At 69.4% G+C, this 18,665-nt stretch carries 11 protein-coding genes and 1 tRNA gene; 1 reads left to right on the forward strand and 11 read right to left on the reverse strand.

The window, feature by feature from the left end; all coding sequences use genetic code 11:
* Window positions 1-80: 80 nt before the first annotated feature.
* From IEZ19_RS07635 to IEZ19_RS07675, 9 genes are all read right to left on the reverse strand, one after another.
* A complete protein-coding gene (locus IEZ19_RS07635; protein ID WP_189310299.1) occupies window positions 81-551 on the reverse strand; it encodes a Dps family protein in 471 nt (156 codons plus the stop codon).
* 210 nt (window positions 552-761) lie between these two features.
* On the reverse strand, window positions 762-1,136 hold the full coding sequence (locus IEZ19_RS07640) for a helix-turn-helix domain-containing protein (protein ID WP_016432287.1): 375 nt from the start codon (window positions 1,134-1,136) through the stop codon (window positions 762-764).
* A 109-nt stretch (window positions 1,137-1,245) separates the two neighbouring features.
* On the reverse strand, window positions 1,246-1,791 hold the full coding sequence (locus IEZ19_RS07645; protein ID WP_189310300.1) for a CinA family protein: 546 nt from the start codon (window positions 1,789-1,791) through the stop codon (window positions 1,246-1,248).
* Window positions 1,788-2,537, reverse strand: coding sequence for a CDP-diacylglycerol--glycerol-3-phosphate 3-phosphatidyltransferase (pgsA, locus tag IEZ19_RS07650; RefSeq protein WP_189310301.1), 750 nt, complete (start codon window positions 2,535-2,537; stop codon window positions 1,788-1,790). Before pgsA ends, IEZ19_RS07645 begins: the two co-directional genes overlap by 4 nt.
* Window positions 2,534-4,006 carry a 30S ribosomal protein S12 methylthiotransferase RimO gene (rimO, locus tag IEZ19_RS07655; RefSeq protein ID WP_189310302.1) on the reverse strand — a complete coding sequence of 491 codons (1,473 nt, stop codon included), beginning with the start codon at window positions 4,004-4,006 and terminating at the stop codon, window positions 2,534-2,536. Before rimO ends, pgsA begins: the two co-directional genes overlap by 4 nt.
* A 94-nt stretch (window positions 4,007-4,100) precedes the next feature.
* Entirely contained in the window at window positions 4,101-4,946 is an 846-nt protein-coding gene (locus IEZ19_RS07660) for a helix-turn-helix domain-containing protein (protein ID WP_189310303.1), read from the reverse strand.
* 292 nt (window positions 4,947-5,238) lie between these two features.
* Complete coding sequence (locus IEZ19_RS07665; protein ID WP_189310304.1) at window positions 5,239-7,935, reverse strand: DNA translocase FtsK; 2,697 nt, start codon at window positions 7,933-7,935, stop codon at window positions 5,239-5,241.
* A 124-nt stretch (window positions 7,936-8,059) separates the two neighbouring features.
* Complete coding sequence (locus tag IEZ19_RS07670) at window positions 8,060-8,743, reverse strand: response regulator (protein WP_189310305.1); 684 nt, start codon at window positions 8,741-8,743, stop codon at window positions 8,060-8,062.
* 274 nt (window positions 8,744-9,017) lie between these two features.
* On the reverse strand, window positions 9,018-14,471 hold the full coding sequence (locus IEZ19_RS07675; protein ID WP_189310306.1) for a HAMP domain-containing protein: 5,454 nt from the start codon (window positions 14,469-14,471) through the stop codon (window positions 9,018-9,020).
* A gap of 395 nt (window positions 14,472-14,866) precedes the next feature.
* Here IEZ19_RS07675 and IEZ19_RS07680 point away from each other — a divergent pair, with 395 nt between their 5' ends.
* Window positions 14,867-17,623, forward strand: coding sequence for a SpoIIE family protein phosphatase (locus IEZ19_RS07680; RefSeq protein WP_189310307.1), 2,757 nt, complete (start codon window positions 14,867-14,869; stop codon window positions 17,621-17,623).
* A gap of 68 nt (window positions 17,624-17,691) precedes the next feature.
* On the opposite strand, the gene IEZ19_RS07685 is transcribed toward IEZ19_RS07680, so the two are convergent.
* A tRNA-Thr gene (locus tag IEZ19_RS07685) sits at window positions 17,692-17,764 on the reverse strand.
* Between the two features lie 76 nt (window positions 17,765-17,840).
* Window positions 17,841-18,503: a DegT/DnrJ/EryC1/StrS family aminotransferase gene (locus IEZ19_RS07690; RefSeq protein WP_189310334.1), complete on the reverse strand. Its 663-nt coding sequence runs from the start codon at window positions 18,501-18,503 to the stop codon at window positions 17,841-17,843.
* Between the last annotated feature and the right edge of the window lie 162 nt (window positions 18,504-18,665).

The raw sequence follows: 18,665 nt of genomic DNA on the forward strand, positions 1-18,665 counted from the left end.
GGCGGCCCGGCATGGGCGGTGGGGCTCCCCCGCTCCAGCGAAGCCGAGAGCGAGAGCGGGGGAGGCACCCGCCGCCACCGCTACGCGTTCTCGGCCTGGAACATCCAGTGGTGCTTCTCGAGGTCCGCCGTGATCCCGATGAAGATGTCCTGGGTCACAGGGTCCGCCTCGCCCGTCGCCAGCACCCGCTCGCGCATGCGCGTGATGACGGCGCCCAGGGCGTCCACGAGCGTCCCCACGGCGTCCGTGTCCTTGACCCAGCCCGACGACGTCGCCCCGATACCGCTGCCGGAGGCCACGGTCGCCGCGCGCCCGTCGGGCGGAACTCCCAGGGTCGACGCGCGCTCCGCCACGGTGTCGGAGTGGGTCCGCGCAGAGGCGACGACCTCGTCCAGCTGTAGGTGGATCGACCGGAAGCGCGGGCCGACGATGTTCCAGTGGATCTGCTTCGCGACCAACGAGAGGTCCACCAGATCGACGAGCGCCCCTTGCAGCGCCTCGGACACGGTCTTGAGGTCCGCCTCGGACAGCGGGCTCTTCACGACGTACATCCATAGCCTCCGTTGGTTCGCCCCGTCACGTCCCTCCACCATGACGGGCACACCGGATACCGGCAAATGGACGCAAACCGGATCCATCGCGCGAGTGGTCTGACGGGCTCCGGGCAGTACGAAGGCCCCGGCCGCGCTCCTCCGGGTGTCCCGGAGAAGCCCCGGCCGGGGCCTCACACGTGTCGCGTCACAGAGCCACGCGCGTGAACGTCACGCGGCGACCACGTCCACAGCCTCGGCGGGCGCCTTGATGGTCACCCGTTCCGGAGGCACACCGGTCACCGAGACGGAACCCAGCATCGGACGAACCGGCGCCGGCACGGACTCGGTGGCCGCGGCAGACTGGGCCAGCTCGGCGAGGGCGAGCTCGTCGCTCACTTCCCGCATGAGCTCGGACATCCGTACGTCCAGCGCGTCGCAGATGGCGGAGAGCAGTTCGGAGGAAGCCTCCTTCTGCCCCCGCTCCACCTCGGAGAGATAGCCGAGTGAGACTCGGGCGGACGAGGAGACTTCGCGCAGAGTACGGCCCTGGCGTTGGCGCTGCCGACGCAGCACGTCACCAAGCAGGCGACGGAGCAGAATCATCGGTGGCTCCCTCCTCGGACCGTGTAGCCGCATCCTTCTCGCCCCACCGTACCGCCTTGCGCCGCGGCCGTGCGGGGAGCGATGTCGTGTTCACTCAGGGCTGTAAACATCAAAACCCCCCGTTCTGTTCCGTATCCTGTGTCCGCTCATTCCCGGTCTGTTCGCCCGCAAGCTCCCTCAGAAGCAGTGCGAGCACGCTCCGTACACTCTCCATACGAATTTCCGCGCGGTCGCCGTTCAACCGCAGGGCCTCGACTTTTCCGCCAGCGGCAGAACCGGAATCCGGTCCGAGAGGTCCGTCGACGGCCACGAAGACCGTCCCCACGGGCTGTCCGTCCTGCGGCTCCGGCCCGGCGACGCCGGTCGTCGCGATACCCCAGTCGGCACCGAGAACCTTGCGCACTCCGGCCGCCATCTGGGCCGCGACCTGCGGATCCACCGCCCCGCGCTGGGCCAGCAGAGTGGCATCGACCCCGAGCAGCTCGTGCTTGAGGCCGGTGGCGTAGGCGGTGACCGAACCCCGGAAGGCCTTGGAGGCCCCGGGGACCGAGGTGATCTCCGCAGCTACCAGGCCACCCGTGAGCGACTCGGCGACGGCGATCGTCTCGCCTCTCACCGTGAGTAGTCGCACCACTTCGGTGGCCGTGGAATTCACCCTTCTGAATCCTCCAACGCCGCCTGCCGCTCGGCGATTCCCTGCCGCCGCAGCACAATGGCCTGTCTCACATAGTCGAGGCCGGTCGCGACGGTCAGCACGACCGCGACCGCCATCACCCAGAACCTCAGGGTGGCCAGCCATCCCGTGAGCGCCAGCACGTACATCCCCACGGCCACGCCCTGGGTGAGCGTCTTGAGCTTGCCGCCCCGGCTCGCCGGGATCACGCCGTACCGGATGACGATGAAACGCAGGAGCGTGATGCCGAGTTCCCGCCCGAGGATGACCACGGTCACCCACCACGGCAGATCGCCGAGGGAGGAGAGACAGATCAGCGCCGCCCCCATGATCGCCTTGTCGGCGATGGGGTCGGCGATCTTCCCGAAGTCGGTGACGAGGTTGTAGGTGCGCGCCAGGTGACCGTCGAAAAGGTCGGTGATCATGGCGATGGCGAAGGCCGCCCAGGCGAGCGAGCGCCATGCCGGGTCGTACCCGCCACCGGCCAGCATCAGCGCCACGAAGCCCGGGACGAGGACCAGCCGGAGCATGGTCAGCAGGTTGGCGATGTTCCAGACGCTGGCCTGATTGACGGCCGCGGCCACGACCTTCCCGCTGCGGGCGGACTTGCCCCCGCCCTGCGAGGCGGAAGCCGCACCGGAACCGCCGGCGGCACCGGACCCCGCGGAACCCGTGGCCCCTCGCGCGCCGGAGGACCCGCCCGCGGCGGATGCCGGGACTCCCGTCATCTGCCCGCCTCCTCACTACACGCGAGCGAGCCCTGCAGGGGCTCGGCCACCAGGTCGACACCCTCCGTACCGACCACCTTCGCCTCGACGATACGACCCCGGCTCAGGCCTTCGCCGCTCGTGAGCAGAACCTGTCCGTCGGTCTCCGGGGCCTGGTGCGCCGCACGGCCGCACGGGCCGTCCTCACCGTCGACCGACTCCACCAGCACGTGCACGGTCTCGCCCAGGCGCTCCTCGGCCCGCTGTGAGACCAGCTCCTCGGCGAGCCGGGAGATGTGGGCCAGCCGCTCGGCGACGACGTCCTCGTCGAGCTTCTGGTCGTACGTCGCCGCCTCCGTGCCCTCCTCGTCGGAGTAGCCGAAGACACCGATGGCGTCCAGGCGCGCGTGGCTCAGGAAGCGCTCCAGTTCGGCGAGGTCGGCCTCGCTCTCGCCGGGAAAACCGACGATGAAGTTCGAGCGGACACCGGCCTGCGGGGCCTTGGCGCGGATGATGTCGAGCAGCTCCAGGAAGCGGTCGGTGTCGCCGAAGCGGCGCATCGCGCGCAGCACGTCCGGGGCGGAGTGCTGGAAGGACAGGTCGAAGTACGGGGCGATGTTCGGGGTGGACGTGAGCACGTCGATCAGACCCGGGCGCATCTCGGCGGGCTGGAGGTAGCTCACGCGCACCCGCTCGATGCCGTCGACCTCGGCCAGCTCGGGCAGCAGGGACTCCAGCAGCCGGATGTCGCCGAGGTCCTTGCCGTACGAGGTGTTGTTCTCGGAGACCAGCATGATCTCCTTCACACCCTGCTCGGCCAGCCACCGTGTCTCGTTCAGCACATCTCCGGGCCGGCGCGAGATGAAGGAACCGCGGAAGGACGGAATGGCGCAGAAGGAGCAGCGTCGATCGCAGCCGGAGGCGAGCTTGACCGAGGCGACCGGGGAGCCGTCCAGACGGCGGCGCAGGGGCGCGCGGGGGCCGGACGCCGGCGCGACTCCCTCCGGGAGGTCCTGCGGGCCGTGCCCGGGCAGCGCGACCGAAGCGGCGGACTCCTGGCGCTCGGCCGGGCTGATCGGCAGCAGCTTGCGCCGGTCACGCGGGGTGTGGGCGGCGTGGATGCCGCCGCTCAGGATGGTCTGCAGACGGTCGGAGATCTCCGCGTAGTCGTCGAAGCCCAGCACGCCGTCGGCCTCGGGGAGGGCCTCGGCGAGCTCCTTGCCGTACCTCTCGGCCATGCAGCCCACCGCCACGACGGCCTGCGTTCTCCCGTGTCCCTTGAGGTCGTTGGCCTCCAGGAGGGCGTCGACGGAGTCCTTCTTCGCGGCTTCCACGAAGCCACAGGTGTTGACCACGGCGACATCGGCGTCTTCGGCGTCCTCGACGAGCTGCCAGCCGTCCGCCTCCAAACGGCCTGCGAGCTCCTCCGAGTCCACCTCGTTACGGGCGCAGCCGAGAGTGACGAGTGCGACGGTACGGCGTTCAGGCATGGGCTCAAGACTACTTTGTCTCACTGACAGCCCACGTCGACGGGGTTGGCCGATCTCGGCCAACCCCGTGGTGACGCGCCCCGCTGCGGGGTCTTTATCCGACCTCGGGGTCGCCCTTGGTGTACGTGAGGCGTTCCACGGCTCCCGGCTGGAAGTCGTCCTCGATCTTCTTGCCGTTCACGTAGAGCTGGATCGCGCCGGCGTCGCCGAGGATGAGGTCGACCTTCGAGCTGTCCTGGAAGGTCTTGGAGTCGCCCTTTTTGAGGAGCCCGTCGAAGAGCATGCGGCCGTTGTGGTCCTTGGCCGAGATCCAGCTGCGCCCGTCGACGGCGCTGACCTGGACGGTGACCTTGTCCTGGGGCGCGGCCGCGATGGCGCTGTCGGACGGCTCGGGCTTCTGGTCGCCGGGCTTGCTGTTCTCGGGGGTGGGTGTGGCGGGCTTGCTGGTCGAGGGCGTGGCGCCCTGGGCGACCTCGTCCTTGGCGTTGCTCCCGTCGTCGCCGCCCCTGAACACGGTGAAGCCGACGAATCCGATCACGGCGACGATCGCGGCGACCATGGCCGCGGTCCAGTTGGGCCCGCGCCGCTCCGGGCGGATGCGTTCCGCCTCGAACAGCGGGGCGGCCGGCGTCGGCGCGGGGCGGCCGCCGTGCTCGGCGTCGTACCGTGCGAGCAGCGGGGCCGGATCGAGGTGCACGGCCTTGGCCAGGGTCCTGATGTGCCCACGGGCGTACACGTCGCCGCCGCAGGGCGAGAAGTTGTCCGCCTCGATGGCGTGCACGATGGCGATGCGGACTCGAGTGGCGCTGCTGACATCGTCGACGGTCAGCCCGGCCCGGGTACGCGCCTGCTGGAGGGCGCGACCCACGGAGGGACGGGATTCCTCGGAATCGTCTCGGAACGGACGCTCGTCTTCAGGGGAGTTGCTGCCGATGGACACGGGGGCGCCTTTCGAGCGTGTAGCCACCTGTGCTGGAGGTTCAGTCTAGGGGGGGTGCGAAAGGGTGGGGCAACCGGGCGGTAGGACTTTGTACGCCATCGGTATGGCCCGACATCCCGACGACAGGACGGGTGCGAACCCCAGTGTGAGCTCCGCACCTGTCTTCTCGCTCAACTTGACGTGCGACAAAGGGAAACGGTTGCTCGCCGATCTCTAACAAGTGGATCACGGCGATGCGTCCACCCGGCCCAACACGACACGCGCTGGACCGGACGGTGCGTTTCCCTGTCCCTCAAGACTCCCCACGGATCACGGCGAGCACGCCGTCCAGCTCTTCGGGTTTCACGAGAACGTCACGTGCCTTGGAACCCTCGCTCGGCCCGACGATGTTCCGGGACTCCATGAGGTCCATGAGCCGCCCGGCCTTGGCGAAGCCGACGCGCAGCTTGCGCTGGAGCATCGAGGTCGAGCCGAACTGGGTGGAGACGACCAGCTCGGCCGCCTGGCACAGCAGGTCGAGGTCGTCGCCGATGTCCTCGTCGATCTCCTTCTTCTGCTTGGTGCCCACGGTGACGTCGTCCCGGAAGACGGGCGCCATCTGCTCCTTGCAGTGCCGGACGACCGCCGCGACCTCCGCCTCGGTGACGAACGCGCCCTGCATACGGGTCGGCTTGTTCGCGCCCATCGGCAGGAAGAGCCCGTCGCCCTTGCCGATCAGCTTCTCGGCGCCGGGCTGGTCGAGGATGACGCGGGAGTCGGCGAGTGAGGAGGTCGCGAACGCCAGCCGCGAGGGCACGTTCGCCTTGATGAGACCGGTGACGACGTCGACCGACGGCCGCTGCGTGGCGAGGACGAGGTGGATGCCGGCCGCGCGCGCGAGCTGGGTGATGCGCACGATCGCGTCCTCGACGTCACGCGGGGCGACCATCATCAGGTCGGCCAGCTCGTCGACGATCACCAGCAGATACGGATACGGCTGGAGTTCCCGCTCGCTGCCCTCGGGCAGAGTCACCTTGCCTTCCCGGATCGCCTGGTTGAAGTCGTCGATGTGCCGGAACCCGAACGCCGCCAGGTCGTCGTAGCGCAGATCCATCTCGCGTACGACCCACTGCAGCGCCTCGGCGGCCCGCTTCGGGTTGGTGATGATCGGCGTGATCAGGTGCGGAATGCCCTCGTAGGCGGTCAGTTCGACGCGCTTGGGGTCGACGAGGACCATGCGCACGTCCTCGGGGGTCGCCCGCATCATGACCGACGTGATCAGGCAGTTGATGCAGGACGACTTTCCGGAGCCGGTCGCGCCGGCCACCAGCATGTGCGGCATCTTCGCCAGCGAGTGCATGACGTAGCCGCCCTCGACGTCCTTGCCGAACGCGACCAGCATCGGGTCGTCGTCCTCCGCGGACTCGGCGAGGCGCAGGACGTCACCGAGGTTGACCATCTCCCGGTCGGTGTTGGGGATCTCGATGCCGACGGCCGACTTGCCGGGGATCGGGCTGATGATCCGCACGTCCGGGCTCGCGACGGCGTACGCGATGTTCTTGGTGAGCGCGGTGATCCGCTCGACCTTCACGGCGGGGCCGAGTTCGACCTCGTACCGCGTGACCGTCGGCCCGCGCGTGAAGCCGGTGACACGCGCGTCGACCTTGAACTCGGTGAAGACCGTGGTGAGCGAGGCGACGACGGCGTCGTTCGCGGCGCTGCGCGCCTTGCCGGGGCCGCCGCGCTGGAGGAGGTCGAGCGAGGGCAGGGAGTAGGTGATGTCGCCGGACAGCTGGAGCTGCTCGGCGCGCGGGGGCAGTTCGCGGGCCTCGCCCGGAGCCGACTTGGTCAGGTCCGGGACGTTCTCGACCTTGAGCTTCTCCGGCTCGGGCCGCTCGGCCGGGGCCGGGACGGGGGTCGGCGTGGTCTCCTCCCGGTCGCCCACGCTCACGCCCTGGGTGAGGTCGGCGACGAGCGGGGAGGGCGGCATGCCGTGCAGGACGGCGCCGTCGAGGGCCGCCGCTGCCGCCGCTGCGACGTCCACGGCGTCCATCTGGCGGCCCATGTCGGGTTGCGGGACCGCGGAGCGCCTGGGCCGGCTCCGGCGCTTGGAGAGCGCCTCCTGCTCGGCGTTGTCGGGGTCGTACGCCTCGGGGGCGCCCGGGCGCTTTCGGGTGCGCGCGGGCAGCGCTTCGCGCCACTGCTCCTCGTACCGTTCGTCGTCCTCGCCGAACTCGTCCGCCACCGGCTCGTGCAGGACGCCGAGGCGCACGCCGAGGGCGCGCAGCCGCTGCGGAACGGCGTTGACCGGGGTGGCGGTGACGACCAGCAGCCCGAAGACCGTGAGCAGCACGAGCAGCGGTACGGCGAGGACGTCGGTCATGGAGTACGACAGCGGGGTCGCCGCCGCCCAGCCGATCAGGCCGCCGGCGTCCCTTATCGCCTGCATGCCGTCGCTGCGGGCGGGCGAGCCGCAGGCGATGTGGACCTGGCCGAGCACACCGATGACGAGCGCGGACAGACCGATCACGATCCGGCCGTTGGCGTCCGGCTGTTCCGGGTGCCGGATGAAGCGCACGGCGATCACCGCGAGCAGTATCGGCACGAGCAGGTCGAGCCGGCCGAAGGCGCCGGTGACCAGGATCTCGACGAGGTCGCCGACAGGACCCTTCAGGTCGGCCCAGGTGCCGGCGGCGACGATCAGCGCGATGCCGAACAGCAGCAGCGCGACGCCGTCCTTGCGGTGCGCGGGGTCGAGGTTCTTCGCACCCTGCCCTACGCCGCGGAAGACGGCCCCGACGGCGTGCGCGAGACCGAGCCAGACGGCGCGCACGAGCCGGTAGATGCCGCCGGTGGGACTCGGCGCCGGCCTGGGTGCCGGTGCCGCCTTCTTCGCGGCGGCCTTCTTGGCGGGCGCCTTCTTCGCGGCGGCCTTCTTCGCCGGAGCCTTCGAGGGAGCAGCCGCCTTCTTCGCGGGCCGCTTCTTGGCTGCGGAGGGACGTGAGGCCATGGGTGTGAGGTTACCGGTGGAGACGGCAGCGGACACGTGTGCCCACTGCTTCACCCGTTCGTGTCGCCCTTGCTCCGGCGCGGAACTGACGCGCGCTCATGGGCAACTGCCCTCCCCGCGGACGTCAGTTCTGCGACGGCATTGTGGGGGCACCGCCAGCGGTGCCCGGCTCCAGGGCGTCGAGCGCGCGGCGCAACCCCGTTAGTTTGCGTTCGAGATGGGCTGCCGTTGCCACCGCCGCCGCGTCCGCGGACTCGTCGTCCAGTTGCTTGGACAGCGCCTCGGCCTGTTCCTCGACGGCCGCGAGACGCGCGGACAGTTCGGCGAGCAGTCCCGCCGGCTCCTTGCCGGGGCCGACCGCGCCCTTGCCGCCGCCCTCCAACTGGAGCCGCAGCAGCGACGCCTGCTCCCGCAGCTGGCAGTTCTTCATGTACAGCTCGACGAACACGGACACCTTGGCGCGCAGCACCCACGGGTCGAACGGCTTGGAGATGTAGTCGACCGCGCCCGCGGCGTAGCCCCGGAAGGTGTGGTGCGGACCGTGGTTGATCGCGGTCAGGAAGATGATCGGGATGTCCCTGGTCCGTTCCCTCCGCTTGATGTGCGCGGCGGTTTCGAAACCGTCCATTCCCGGCATCTGGACGTCCAGCAGAATGACCGCGAAGTCGTCCGTGAGCAGTGCTTTGAGCGCTTCCTCCCCGGACGATGCCCGCACCAGCGTCTGATCGAGCGCAGAGAGGATGGCCTCCAGCGCCAGCAGATTCTCCGGCCGGTCATCGACCAGGAGGATCTTGGCCTTCTGCACCATGGCCCGCCCTCCTCGCCCCGGCGGTACACCGGGCGCCGCCCCAGGGGACGACTCCCTTTCGCCGCCCGTCCTTGTGCCGGTCATGGTAGCCGCACCCCGCCCGTCGCCACACCCTGTCACCGCGATGTCACTGTGCACGTAGCAGAAACGCAGCGGGAGACCAGAAGGTTCCCGGAATCTCGCGCTTCTACACGGCCCCGGGCACCCAGAGTCAGCAACTCCCTGCGCCCGCCGAAGGTTCCCGTAACGTTCACGCCGAGGTCGTTCGCCTCTCTCATTCCTCGCGCATCCACTGCTGCATCACCGACAGCAGGTGATCGGGATCGACCGGTTTCGTGACGTAGTCGGAGGCTCCGGACTCGATCGCCTTCTCCCGGTCGCCCTTCATGGCCTTCGCGGTCAGCGCGATGATCGGCAGACCGGCGAACTGGGGCATCCTGCGGATCGCCGTCGTCGTCGCGTATCCATCCATCTCGGGCATCATGATGTCCATCAGGACGACCGCCACGTCGTCGTGCTGCTCCAGCACCTCGATGCCCTCTCGTCCGTTCTCGGCGTACAGCACCGACAGGCCGTGCTGCTCCAGGACGCTGGTCAGCGCGAAGACGTTACGGATGTCGTCGTCGACGATCAGCACCTTCTCCCCGCCGAACCGCACCCCGCGGTGCGACTCCGGTGCCGCCACCTGCTCGGCGGTGGCGGCTGCCGGCCACTGCTCGGCTGCCGGAGCGCCGCGGCGGCGGCGCCGGAAGAGCGCCGCCGCCCCGTTCTGCGTCTCCTGGTACGACTTCACCTCGGCCGGAGTCTCGATCTCCACGTCGGACAGCTCGGACGTCTGGTGCTCCGAGGCGAGCAGCTCGCCCACCGCCAACGCCGGCAGGGACTGCTGATAACCCTGCGGCGGCAGTTCGCTCGGGTAAAGCGGCAAATACAGCGTGAACGTCGAGCCTCGTCCCGGCTCGCTCTGCGCGTGGATCTCACCGCCGAGCAGTTGCGCGATCTCCCGCGAGATCGACAGCCCGAGCCCCGTACCACCGTACTTGCGGCTGGTTGTGCCGTCCGCTTGCTTGAACGCCTCGAAGATGACCCGCATCTTGCTGGCCGCGATGCCGATGCCCGTGTCGGTCACCGAGAACGCGATCAGCGCCGCGTCCGGATCGCTGACCGAACCGGCCTCGAGCAACTGCTCCCTGATGCCCACCGGAACGTGCGCGCCGGCGGGCCGGATCACCAGCTCCACCGAACCGGAGTCGGTGAATTTCACCGCGTTCGACAGCAGGTTCCGCAGTACCTGGAGCAGCCGCTGCTCGTCCGTGTGCAGGGTGGCCGGCAGTTCCGGCGAGACCCGTACCGACAGGTCCAGGCCCTTCTCCGCGGTCAGCGGCCGGAACGTGGCCTCCACGTAGTCGACGAGCTGGACGAGCGCGATGCGCGTCGGCGAGACGTCCATCTTGCCCGCCTCGACCTTCGACAGGTCGAGGATGTCGTTGATCAGCTGGAGCAGATCGGAGCCGGCGCCGTGGATGGTCTCGGCGAACTCGACCTGCTTGGGCGTCAGGTTCGTGTCGGCGTTGTCCGCGAGCAGCTTGGCCAGAATCAGCAGCGAGTTGAGCGGGGTGCGCAGCTCGTGCGACATATTGGCCAGGAACTCGCTCTTGTACCGCATGGAGACGGCGAGTTGCTCGGCGCGCTCCTCCAGGACCTGCCGCGCCTCCTCGATCTCGGTGTTCTTGACCTCGATGTCGCGGTTCTGCTGGGCCAGCAGCTCCGCCTTCTCCTCGAGTTCGGCGTTCGACGCCTGGAGCGCCTTCTGCCGGTTCTCCAATTCGGCCGACCGCTCCCGGAGTTGCTCGGTCAGTTCCTGCGACTGCTTCAGCAGCAGCTCCGTCTTGGTGTTGACGGAGATGGTGTTGACGCTGGTCGCGATCATCTCGGCGATCTGGTTGAGGAAGTCCTTCTGGATCTGGGTGAACGGCGCGAAGGAGGCCAGCTCGATGACGCCGAGCACCTTGCCCTCGAACAGCACCGGCAGCACGATCACCTGTGCGGGCGGGGCCTCCCCCAGCCCGGAGGAGATCTTCAGATAGCCGCTGGGCGCGTTCTCCACCAGGATCGCGCGCTTCTCCTCGGCAGCCGTGCCGATCAGGCCCTCACCGGGCCCGAACGACGTCGGCATGGAGCCCATCGAGTAGCCGTACGACCCGAGCATGCGCAGTTCGTACGCTTCCTCGTCCTCCGCGCTCATGTCCTTGCCGTCGACGAGCGGCATCGCCAGGAAGAACGCGCCGTGCTGCGCCGAGACCACCGGCGTCAGCTCGCTCATGATGAGCGACGCCACGTCCTCCAGGTCGCGGCGGCCCTGCATCAGGGCGGAGATGCGGGCGAGGTTGCCCTTGAGCCAGTCCTGCTCCTCGTTGGCGATCGTGGTGTCGCGCAGGTTGGCGATCATCTTGTTGATGTAGTCCTGCAGCTCCTGGATCTCGCCGGCGGCGTCCACGTCCAGCTTCAGGTTGAGGTCGCCGCGGGTCACCGCGGTGGCCGCGCGCGCGATGGCACGCACCTGCCGGGTGAGGTTCCCGGCCATCTCGTTCACGGATTCCGTCAGGTCGCGCCAGGTGCCGTCGACGTCACGCACGCGTGCCTGGCCGCCGAGCTGCCCCTCGGTGCCCACCTCGCGGGCGACCCGGGTGACCTCCTCGGCGAAGCTGGACAGCTGATCAACCATCGTGTTGATCGTCGTCTTGAGTTCGAGGATCTCACCACGGGCGTCAATGTCGATCTTCTTCGTCAAGTCACCCTTGGCGATGGCCGTGGTGACCATGGCGATGTTGCGCACCTGGCCGGTCAGGTTGGACGCCATCTGGTTCACGGACTCGGTGAGGTCCTTCCAGGTGCCGGCCACGCCCGGTACGTGCGCCTGACCGCCGAGGATGCCGTCCGTGCCCACCTCGCGGGCCACCTTGGTGACCTGTTCGGCGAACGAACTCAGCGTCTTCACCATGGTGTTGATGGTGTCGGCGAGCTGCGCCACCTCGCCCCGCGCCTCGATGGTCACCTGCCGTGTCAGGTCGCCGTTGGCGACGGCCGCGGAGACCTGGGAGATGTTGCGCACCTGCATGGTCAGGTTGTTGGCCATCAGGTTCACGTTGTTGCTGAGGTCCTTCCAGATGCCCGTGACACCCGGCACGTGCGCCTGGCCGCCCAGGATGCCCTCGGTGCCCACCTCGCGGGCCACGCGGGTCACCTGCTCGGCGAAGGACGACAGCTGGTCGACCATCGTGTTGACCGTCGTGACGAGCTCAAGGATCTCGCCCTTCGCGTCAACAGTGATCTTCTTGGACAGGTCGCCCTTGGCGACCGCGGTCGTGACCTCGGCGATGTTGCGCACCTGGATGGTCAGGTTGTTCGCCATGAAGTTCACGGACTGGGTGAGGTCCTTCCAGGTGCCCGCGACCCCCTGCACCTCGGCCTGGCCGCCCAGCATGCCCTCCGTGCCCACCTCGCGCGCGACGCGCGTGACCTCCTGGGCGAACGACGACAGCTGGTCGACCATCGTGTTCAGGGTGTTCTTCAGCTCCTGGATCTCGCCGCGCGCGTCCACGGTGATCTTCTGCGACAGGTCACCGCGCGCCACAGCCGTCGCGACCTGCGCGATGTTGCGCACTTGGGCGGTGAGGTTGCCGGCCATGCCGTTCACGGAGTCGGTCAGGTCGCGCCACACACCGGCCACACCGGGCACCTGTGCCTGACCGCCGAGGCGGCCCTCCGTGCCCACCTCGCGGGCCACCTTGGTGACCTGGTCGGCGAAGGCGGACAGTTGATCGACCATCGTGTTGATCGTGTTCTTCAACTCGAGGATCTCGCCACGGGCGTCGACGTCGATCTTCTGCGACAGGTCGCCGCGGGCCACCGCCGTCGTCACCTGCGCGATCTGCCGCACCTGGGAGGTCAGGTTGCCCGCCATGAAGTTGACGGAGTCCGTCAGCTCCTTCCAGGTGCCCGAGACGCCGTCCACCCGTGCCTGGCCGCCCAGCCGGCCCTCGGTGCCTACGTCCCGGGCCATCCGCGTGACCTGGTCGGCGAAGCTGGAGAGCTGGTCCACCATCGTGTTCACGGTGTTCTTCAGCTGGAGCATCTCGCCGGAGACATCGACCGTGACCTTCTGCGACAGGTCGCCGTTGGCGACCGCCGTCGTCACCTGCGCGATGTTGCGGACCTGACCGGTGAGGTTGCGGAACGCGGTGTTGACGGAGTCGGTCAAGTCCTTCCACGTACCGGCCGCGCCGGCGACCTGCGCCTGGCCGCCCAGCTCACCCTCGACCCCGATCTCCCGGGCCACGCGCGTGACCTCGGCACCGAACGACGACAGTTGATCAACCATCCCGTTGACGGTGTTCTTCAGTTCGAGCATCTCGCCGGCCACGTCGACCGTGACCTTCTGCGACAGATCACCGCTGGCCACCGCCGTCGTCACCGCGGCGATGTCCCGCACCTGCGTGGTGAGATTCCGGAAAACCGTGTTCACGGAATCCGTCAGGTCTTTCCACGTCCCCGCCGCGCCCGGCACGTTCGCCTGACCGCCGAGCCGTCCCTCGGCACCGACCTCGTTGGCCACGCGCGTGACCTCGTCGGCGAAGATCCGCAGCGTCTCGGTCATCTGGTTGATCGTCTCCGCGAGCTGTGCGACCTCACCGCGCGCCGGGACGGTCACCTTCTGCGACAGATCACCACTGGCGACGGCGGTGGTGACCTGGGAGATGCCGCGCACCTGGGCGGTGAGGTTGCCCGCCATGGTGTTGACGGAGTCGGTGAGCTCCTTCCACACGCCGGCCACCCCGGGCACCTGCGCCTGACCGCCCAGGATGCCCTCCGTGCCCACCTCACGGGCGACCCGCGTCACCTCGGAGGAGAAGGACGACAGCTGCTCCACCATCGTGTTGACGGTGTTCTTCAGCTCCAGCATCTCGCCGGCCACGTGCACGGTGACCTTGCGCGACAGATCACCCCGCGCGACCGCGGTCGTCACCAGCGCGATGTCCCGGACCTGTGCGGTCAGCCGGTTCGCCATCGTGTTGACGGACTCCGTCAGGTCCTTCCACGAACCGGACATTCCGCGCACCCGGGCCTGACCGCCCAGCTTGCCCTGGGTGCCCACCTCGCTGGCCACGCGCGTGACCTCGTCGGTGAACGTCGAGAGCTGGTCGACCAGATTGTTGACGGTCCGTCCGACCCGCAGGAACTCGCCCCGCAGCGGATGCCCGGTCCCGTCCGGCGCCTGCGTCCGCAGCTCCATGCGCGGCGACAGATCACCTTCGGCCACCGCGGTCAGCACACGGCCGACCTCGGACACGGGCCGTACGAGATCGTCGACCAGGGCGTTGGAGGCCTCGATGGCGGCTGCCCAGGAGCCCTCGAAGGCACCCGTTTCCAGCCGTTCTGTGAGCTTTCCCTCACGTCCGACCGTGCGCCGCACCCGGGACAACTCACCCGTGAGATGGAGATTGCGGTCCGCCACCTCGTTGAAGACGGCGGCGATTTCCGACATCACGCCGTCCCCGGACACCGTGAGCCGCTTGCGGAAGTTCCCGTCGCGCATCGCCACGAGAGCCACCAGCAGCCGGTTCAGGGCCGCCGTGTCCACCACGGTGGTCCCGCCCCGCTGCCTGCTCAGGGACTGTCCGCCTTTCGCGCGCGTCTTAGCGCCCCGCGTCGCCGCGCCAGACTCCACTGTGTCCCTCCCGCAGGGGTCGACCGTCACTGCCGTGCTCGGGTACTTCTCTTCGGCGTACCAGACACCGGTTACTGCTGCTGACCGCCGGACGTTTCCGCCGGTCCGGATCCGGCCACACCACTGGCTGCTGCCCGCAGTACTCGGATCACACCCGGCCCGCCCGGACCTTCACAAGAAGCTTGCCCAGTGTTTCACCCCTGCCGAACCAGGCCATAACAGTTCGGCAGCTTCGCACATCGTCCGCACACCCCGGGGGCGTAAACACCGGCGACCGGCACCCGCTCGGACGGCGAAGGTAAGTAACCTTGCATGCGGCTGTCCAGCCGCACCGGTCCGTCCGGCCTGGGCGGTGGCACGAGCACGAGCGGGCATCGGAGGGGCGGCCGCAGACCATGACCACCGGAGTGATCCCCGGGGGACAGACCCCGGACCCCGGGCCGACGGGCAAGCGCATGCCGCAGCAGCGGCAGGACCTGGCCGGCCAGGGAGTCCTGCATGCCGACAACAGGTCGAGGAGTTCTGTGATCACCGCGCGCGCGGCCGCCACCTTCGAGCCCGTCGGACGATCGGTCGCGACCGCCCGGTCCTTCGTCCGCGACACGCTCCAAGGCTGGGGCTTCGCCGACATCGTCGACGACGCCGTGGTCCTGACCAGCGAGCTGGTCACCAACGCGGTGGTACACGCCGGCACCCATGCCGACGTGCTGTGCCTGCGCGCCGACGACGGCGTACGGATCGAGGTGGCCGACCGCTACCCGGAGCGCGAGGTCCCCCTCCAGGGCTCGGCCGTCAACATGGGAAGCCCCGACCGCGAGGGCGGCCGCGGCCTCCAGCTCTGCGCCGCCCTGGCCGCCCGCTGGGGCGTCGAGTACACGCCGACGCACAAGAACGTCTGGTTCCGACTCGACCTCCCCGAGCGCCCGGTGGGCACGCGCACCGCCGGTCCGTCCCTCCCGGCCGCCCTCCTGCCGCTGGCCGACGGCCGGGTCCGCGTGGCGGTCGTCCAGATCGACCGCACGGGCGCCATCACGGCGTGGAACGAGGACGCCGGGGACCTCTTCGGCTACCCCGCAGACCAGGTCACCGGCAAGCCCCTCACCGACTTGGCGGCCTGGCCGCACACCCCGGGCACCAGCACTGGCATCGCCGAGGCGCTCCAGCTCTCGCGCTGGGAGGGCAGTTACGGCATCCGCGGCGCCGACGGCCGCGTGACCCCGGTGTACGCCTCGCATCTGAGGGTCCGTGACACCGGCGGTGAGCCCTCCACGGTCTGCCTCCTGGTCAGGGACCACGAACGCGCCGTGCTCCAGACGCCGTTGCGCGTGCCTGCCTCCGACACCGCCGCATCGGCGGACGGCCAGAGCGCCGACCCCTTCGAGGTGTTCATCGGCTCGCCGGCCCCGGACGACCTCGACGGCCTCCTGCAGCGCACGGTGGAGCGCGCCCGCGACATGCTCGACGGCGACTCGGCCTTCCTGCTCCTCGCGACCGACGACGAAACGGAGTTGGAGGTCCGCGCCTCCACCGGCCTGCCCTCCGCCCGCCAGCGCTTCGCGCGCGTGCCCGTCGAGGCCGGCCCCGGCCGCTACGGCTCGGCCCGCATGCCCGCCGTCCACGACGACCTGACGGCCGTACCGGGCGCCGTACCGCTGCTCAGCGGTACCGGCATGCGCTCGGTCGTCACCGTCCCGCTGAAGGTCGAGGGCCGCCTCACCGGCTCCCTCGGCGTCGCCGCCGAGGCACCGACCCGCTACTCCAACGAGGAGGCCCTGCGCCTCCAGTTCGCCGCCGACCGCATCGCCCTGGCCGTCGAGTCGGCCCGCCTCGGCGAGCTGGAGCGGCTGCGCCGCGGCTCGCTGAGCTTCCTCGTCGAGGCCTCCGACCTGCTGGCCGGCACCCTGGACCGCGACCAGACCCTGGCCCTGATGGCCCAGATGACGGTGCCGACCCTGGCCACGTGGTGCGCCGTCTACACCATCGCCGACCAGGCCTCGGAGCCGTATCTCTCGTATGTCCTGCACGAGGACGAGGACCTCATCGACGGCATCAAGTCGTTGCTGTCGAAGATGCCGCCGCCCGACCCGGTACCGACCCCGGGCGCCCGCGTCTGGACGGCCCCCGCCGAGGTGGCGCACCAGGCCGCCCTGCGTACCTCCATGCGCAGCCTCGGCCTCACCGGCGGCCCCGCGCACCACATCTCCTCGGGCATCGGCCCGACCCTCGCCACGGCGTCCGCGGTGGGCGGCGAGACCGTGGTCCTCCCGCTCGTCGCGCGCAACCGCGTCATCGGCATGCTGACGCTCGGCAAACCGACCGACGAACACTTCCGGCAGGAAATCCTGGAACTGGCCGAGGACTTGTCCCGCCGGGCCGCCCTGGCCCTGGACAACGCCCGCCTGTACTCGGAGCGCACGGCCATCAGCCAGTCGCTCCAGCGCAGCCTCCTGCCGCCCGGCCTCCCGCAGATCGACGGCGTCGAGGTGGAGGTCATCTACCGCGCGGCGGGCGAGGGCAACGAGGTCGGCGGCGACTTCTACGACGTCTTCCCGATCCGCGACGGCGTGTACGGCTTCGCCATCGGTGACGTCTGCGGTACGGGCCCGAACGCGGCGGCCGTCACGGGCCTCGCCCGGCACGCCCTGCGCCTGCTCGCCCGTGAGGGCCTCACCGGTCCGGCGGTCCTGGAGCGTCTGAACTCGGCCATTCTCGACGAGGGCGCCCGCAGCCGCTTCCTGACGCTCCTTTACGGCGAGATGTGCCCGCAGGAGGACGGCAGCGCGGAGCTGAAGGTGGTCTGCGCCGGCCACCCGCTCCCCCTCCGCCTGCGCCAGGACGGCACGGTCGAGGCGGCGGCCGAACCGCAGCCGCTCCTCGGCGTGATCGAGGATCTCGAGCTGTACGAGCAGACGGTCACCCTCGACCCGGGCGACGTCCTCCTGTGCGTCACGGACGGAGTGACCGAACGCCGCGAGGGCACCCGCATGCTGGGCGACGACGGTCTCGCCGACGTCCTGACGACCTGCACGGGCCTCACGGCGGGCGCGGTCGCGGCACGCATCATGCGGGCGGTGGAGCGGTTCGCATCGGACGCCCCGTCCGACGACATGGCGATTCTCGCAATGCGGGTCCCGGGTCTGCACAAGGACTAGGACGGGAAGCGGAGCGAGATCGGGCACACGACGAAGGCCCCACCCGGATGGGTGGGGCCTTTTGGCTGAGCCCCCAAACGGAATCGAACCGTTGACCTTCTCCTTACCATGGAGACGCTCTACCGACTGAGCTATAGGGGCCTGTTGCGTTTTCGAGGTTTCCCCCGCGACAACGAAAGAAATCATACCCCGAACGGAGCCGCGTTCCCAAACCCGTTCAGAAAGCGGGCTGAAGCAATCCACCGAGGGCATTGCACGCCGACACGACCTTCTGCATCTCCCGCTTGGTGAGCGAGGAGTCCACGGGAAGCGCCAGCGTTTCGTCGGCGGCCCGCTCGGTCTCCGGCAGCGACACGCAGCGCCGGAACTCCGGCAGCCGGTGCACGGGCGTCTTCACCGGCACTCGGCACTCGACTCCCCTGGTCCGCACGGCCCGTGCGAAGGCGTCCCGGTCCGGCCGGCCATTGCCCGGCACACGCACGACGTACTGCTGGAAGGTGTGCCCGTCCCCGCCGTCGGGCGTGCGCACGCCCCTGAGCTTGGCGTCGAGATAGGCGGCCCGCTGCCGCCGCTGGGCGACCTCGTCGTACGGCGCCTCGGACTCGCCCTGCTCCAAGACCAGCAGCCCGTGCCGCTGACCGAGGGTGTGCAACCGCCCGAGATCGGCGCGCCGTCCGAAGCGGTGGACCACAACGACGCCCGCGGTACGGGGCGTTATGGCGGCGTCGACGGAGGACGCGTCGAGGCAGTATGTCACCGGATCTATGTCCGCGAACACCGGTATCGCGCCGGCGAGTGTCACGGCCTCGGCGACTTCCACGTTCCCGAAGGCCGGAACGACGACTTCGTCACCGACTCCGACGCCGGCGGCCCTCAGCATTGCAGCAGTACCCATACGGGGATGCTGAGCGCGGAACGTGAACGTCAAGTTACGGCAAACAAAAAAGGGTTGGGCTCCGAACCGAAGTTCAGAACCCAACCCTCTCAAAATTTGTTCGGCGGTGTCCTACTCTCCCACAGGGTCCCCCCTGCAGTACCATCG

The sequence above is a fragment of the Streptomyces brasiliensis genome, assembly GCF_014647875.1.
Classification (GTDB): domain Bacteria; phylum Actinomycetota; class Actinomycetes; order Streptomycetales; family Streptomycetaceae; genus Streptomyces; species Streptomyces brasiliensis.

Excerpts from the sequence above, each read along its gene's own strand:
- IEZ19_RS07635 (WP_189310299.1), bottom strand. The coding sequence starts at position 551 with ATGTACGTCGTGAAGAGCCCGCTGTCCGAGGCGGACCTCAAGACCGTG.
- IEZ19_RS07640 (WP_016432287.1), bottom strand. The coding sequence starts at position 1,136 with ATGATTCTGCTCCGTCGCCTGCTTGGTGACGTGCTGCGTCGGCAGCGC.
- pgsA (WP_189310301.1), bottom strand. The coding sequence starts at position 2,537 with ATGACGGGAGTCCCGGCATCCGCCGCGGGCGGGTCCTCCGGCGCGCGA.
- rimO (WP_189310302.1), bottom strand. The coding sequence starts at position 4,006 with ATGCCTGAACGCCGTACCGTCGCACTCGTCACTCTCGGCTGCGCCCGT.
- IEZ19_RS07665 (WP_189310304.1), bottom strand. The coding sequence starts at position 7,935 with ATGGCCTCACGTCCCTCCGCAGCCAAGAAGCGGCCCGCGAAGAAGGCG.
- IEZ19_RS07670 (WP_189310305.1), bottom strand. The coding sequence starts at position 8,743 with ATGGTGCAGAAGGCCAAGATCCTCCTGGTCGATGACCGGCCGGAGAAT.
- IEZ19_RS07680 (WP_189310307.1), top strand. The coding sequence starts at position 14,867 with ATGACCACCGGAGTGATCCCCGGGGGACAGACCCCGGACCCCGGGCCG.
- IEZ19_RS07690 (WP_189310334.1), bottom strand. The coding sequence starts at position 18,503 with ATGCTGAGGGCCGCCGGCGTCGGAGTCGGTGACGAAGTCGTCGTTCCG.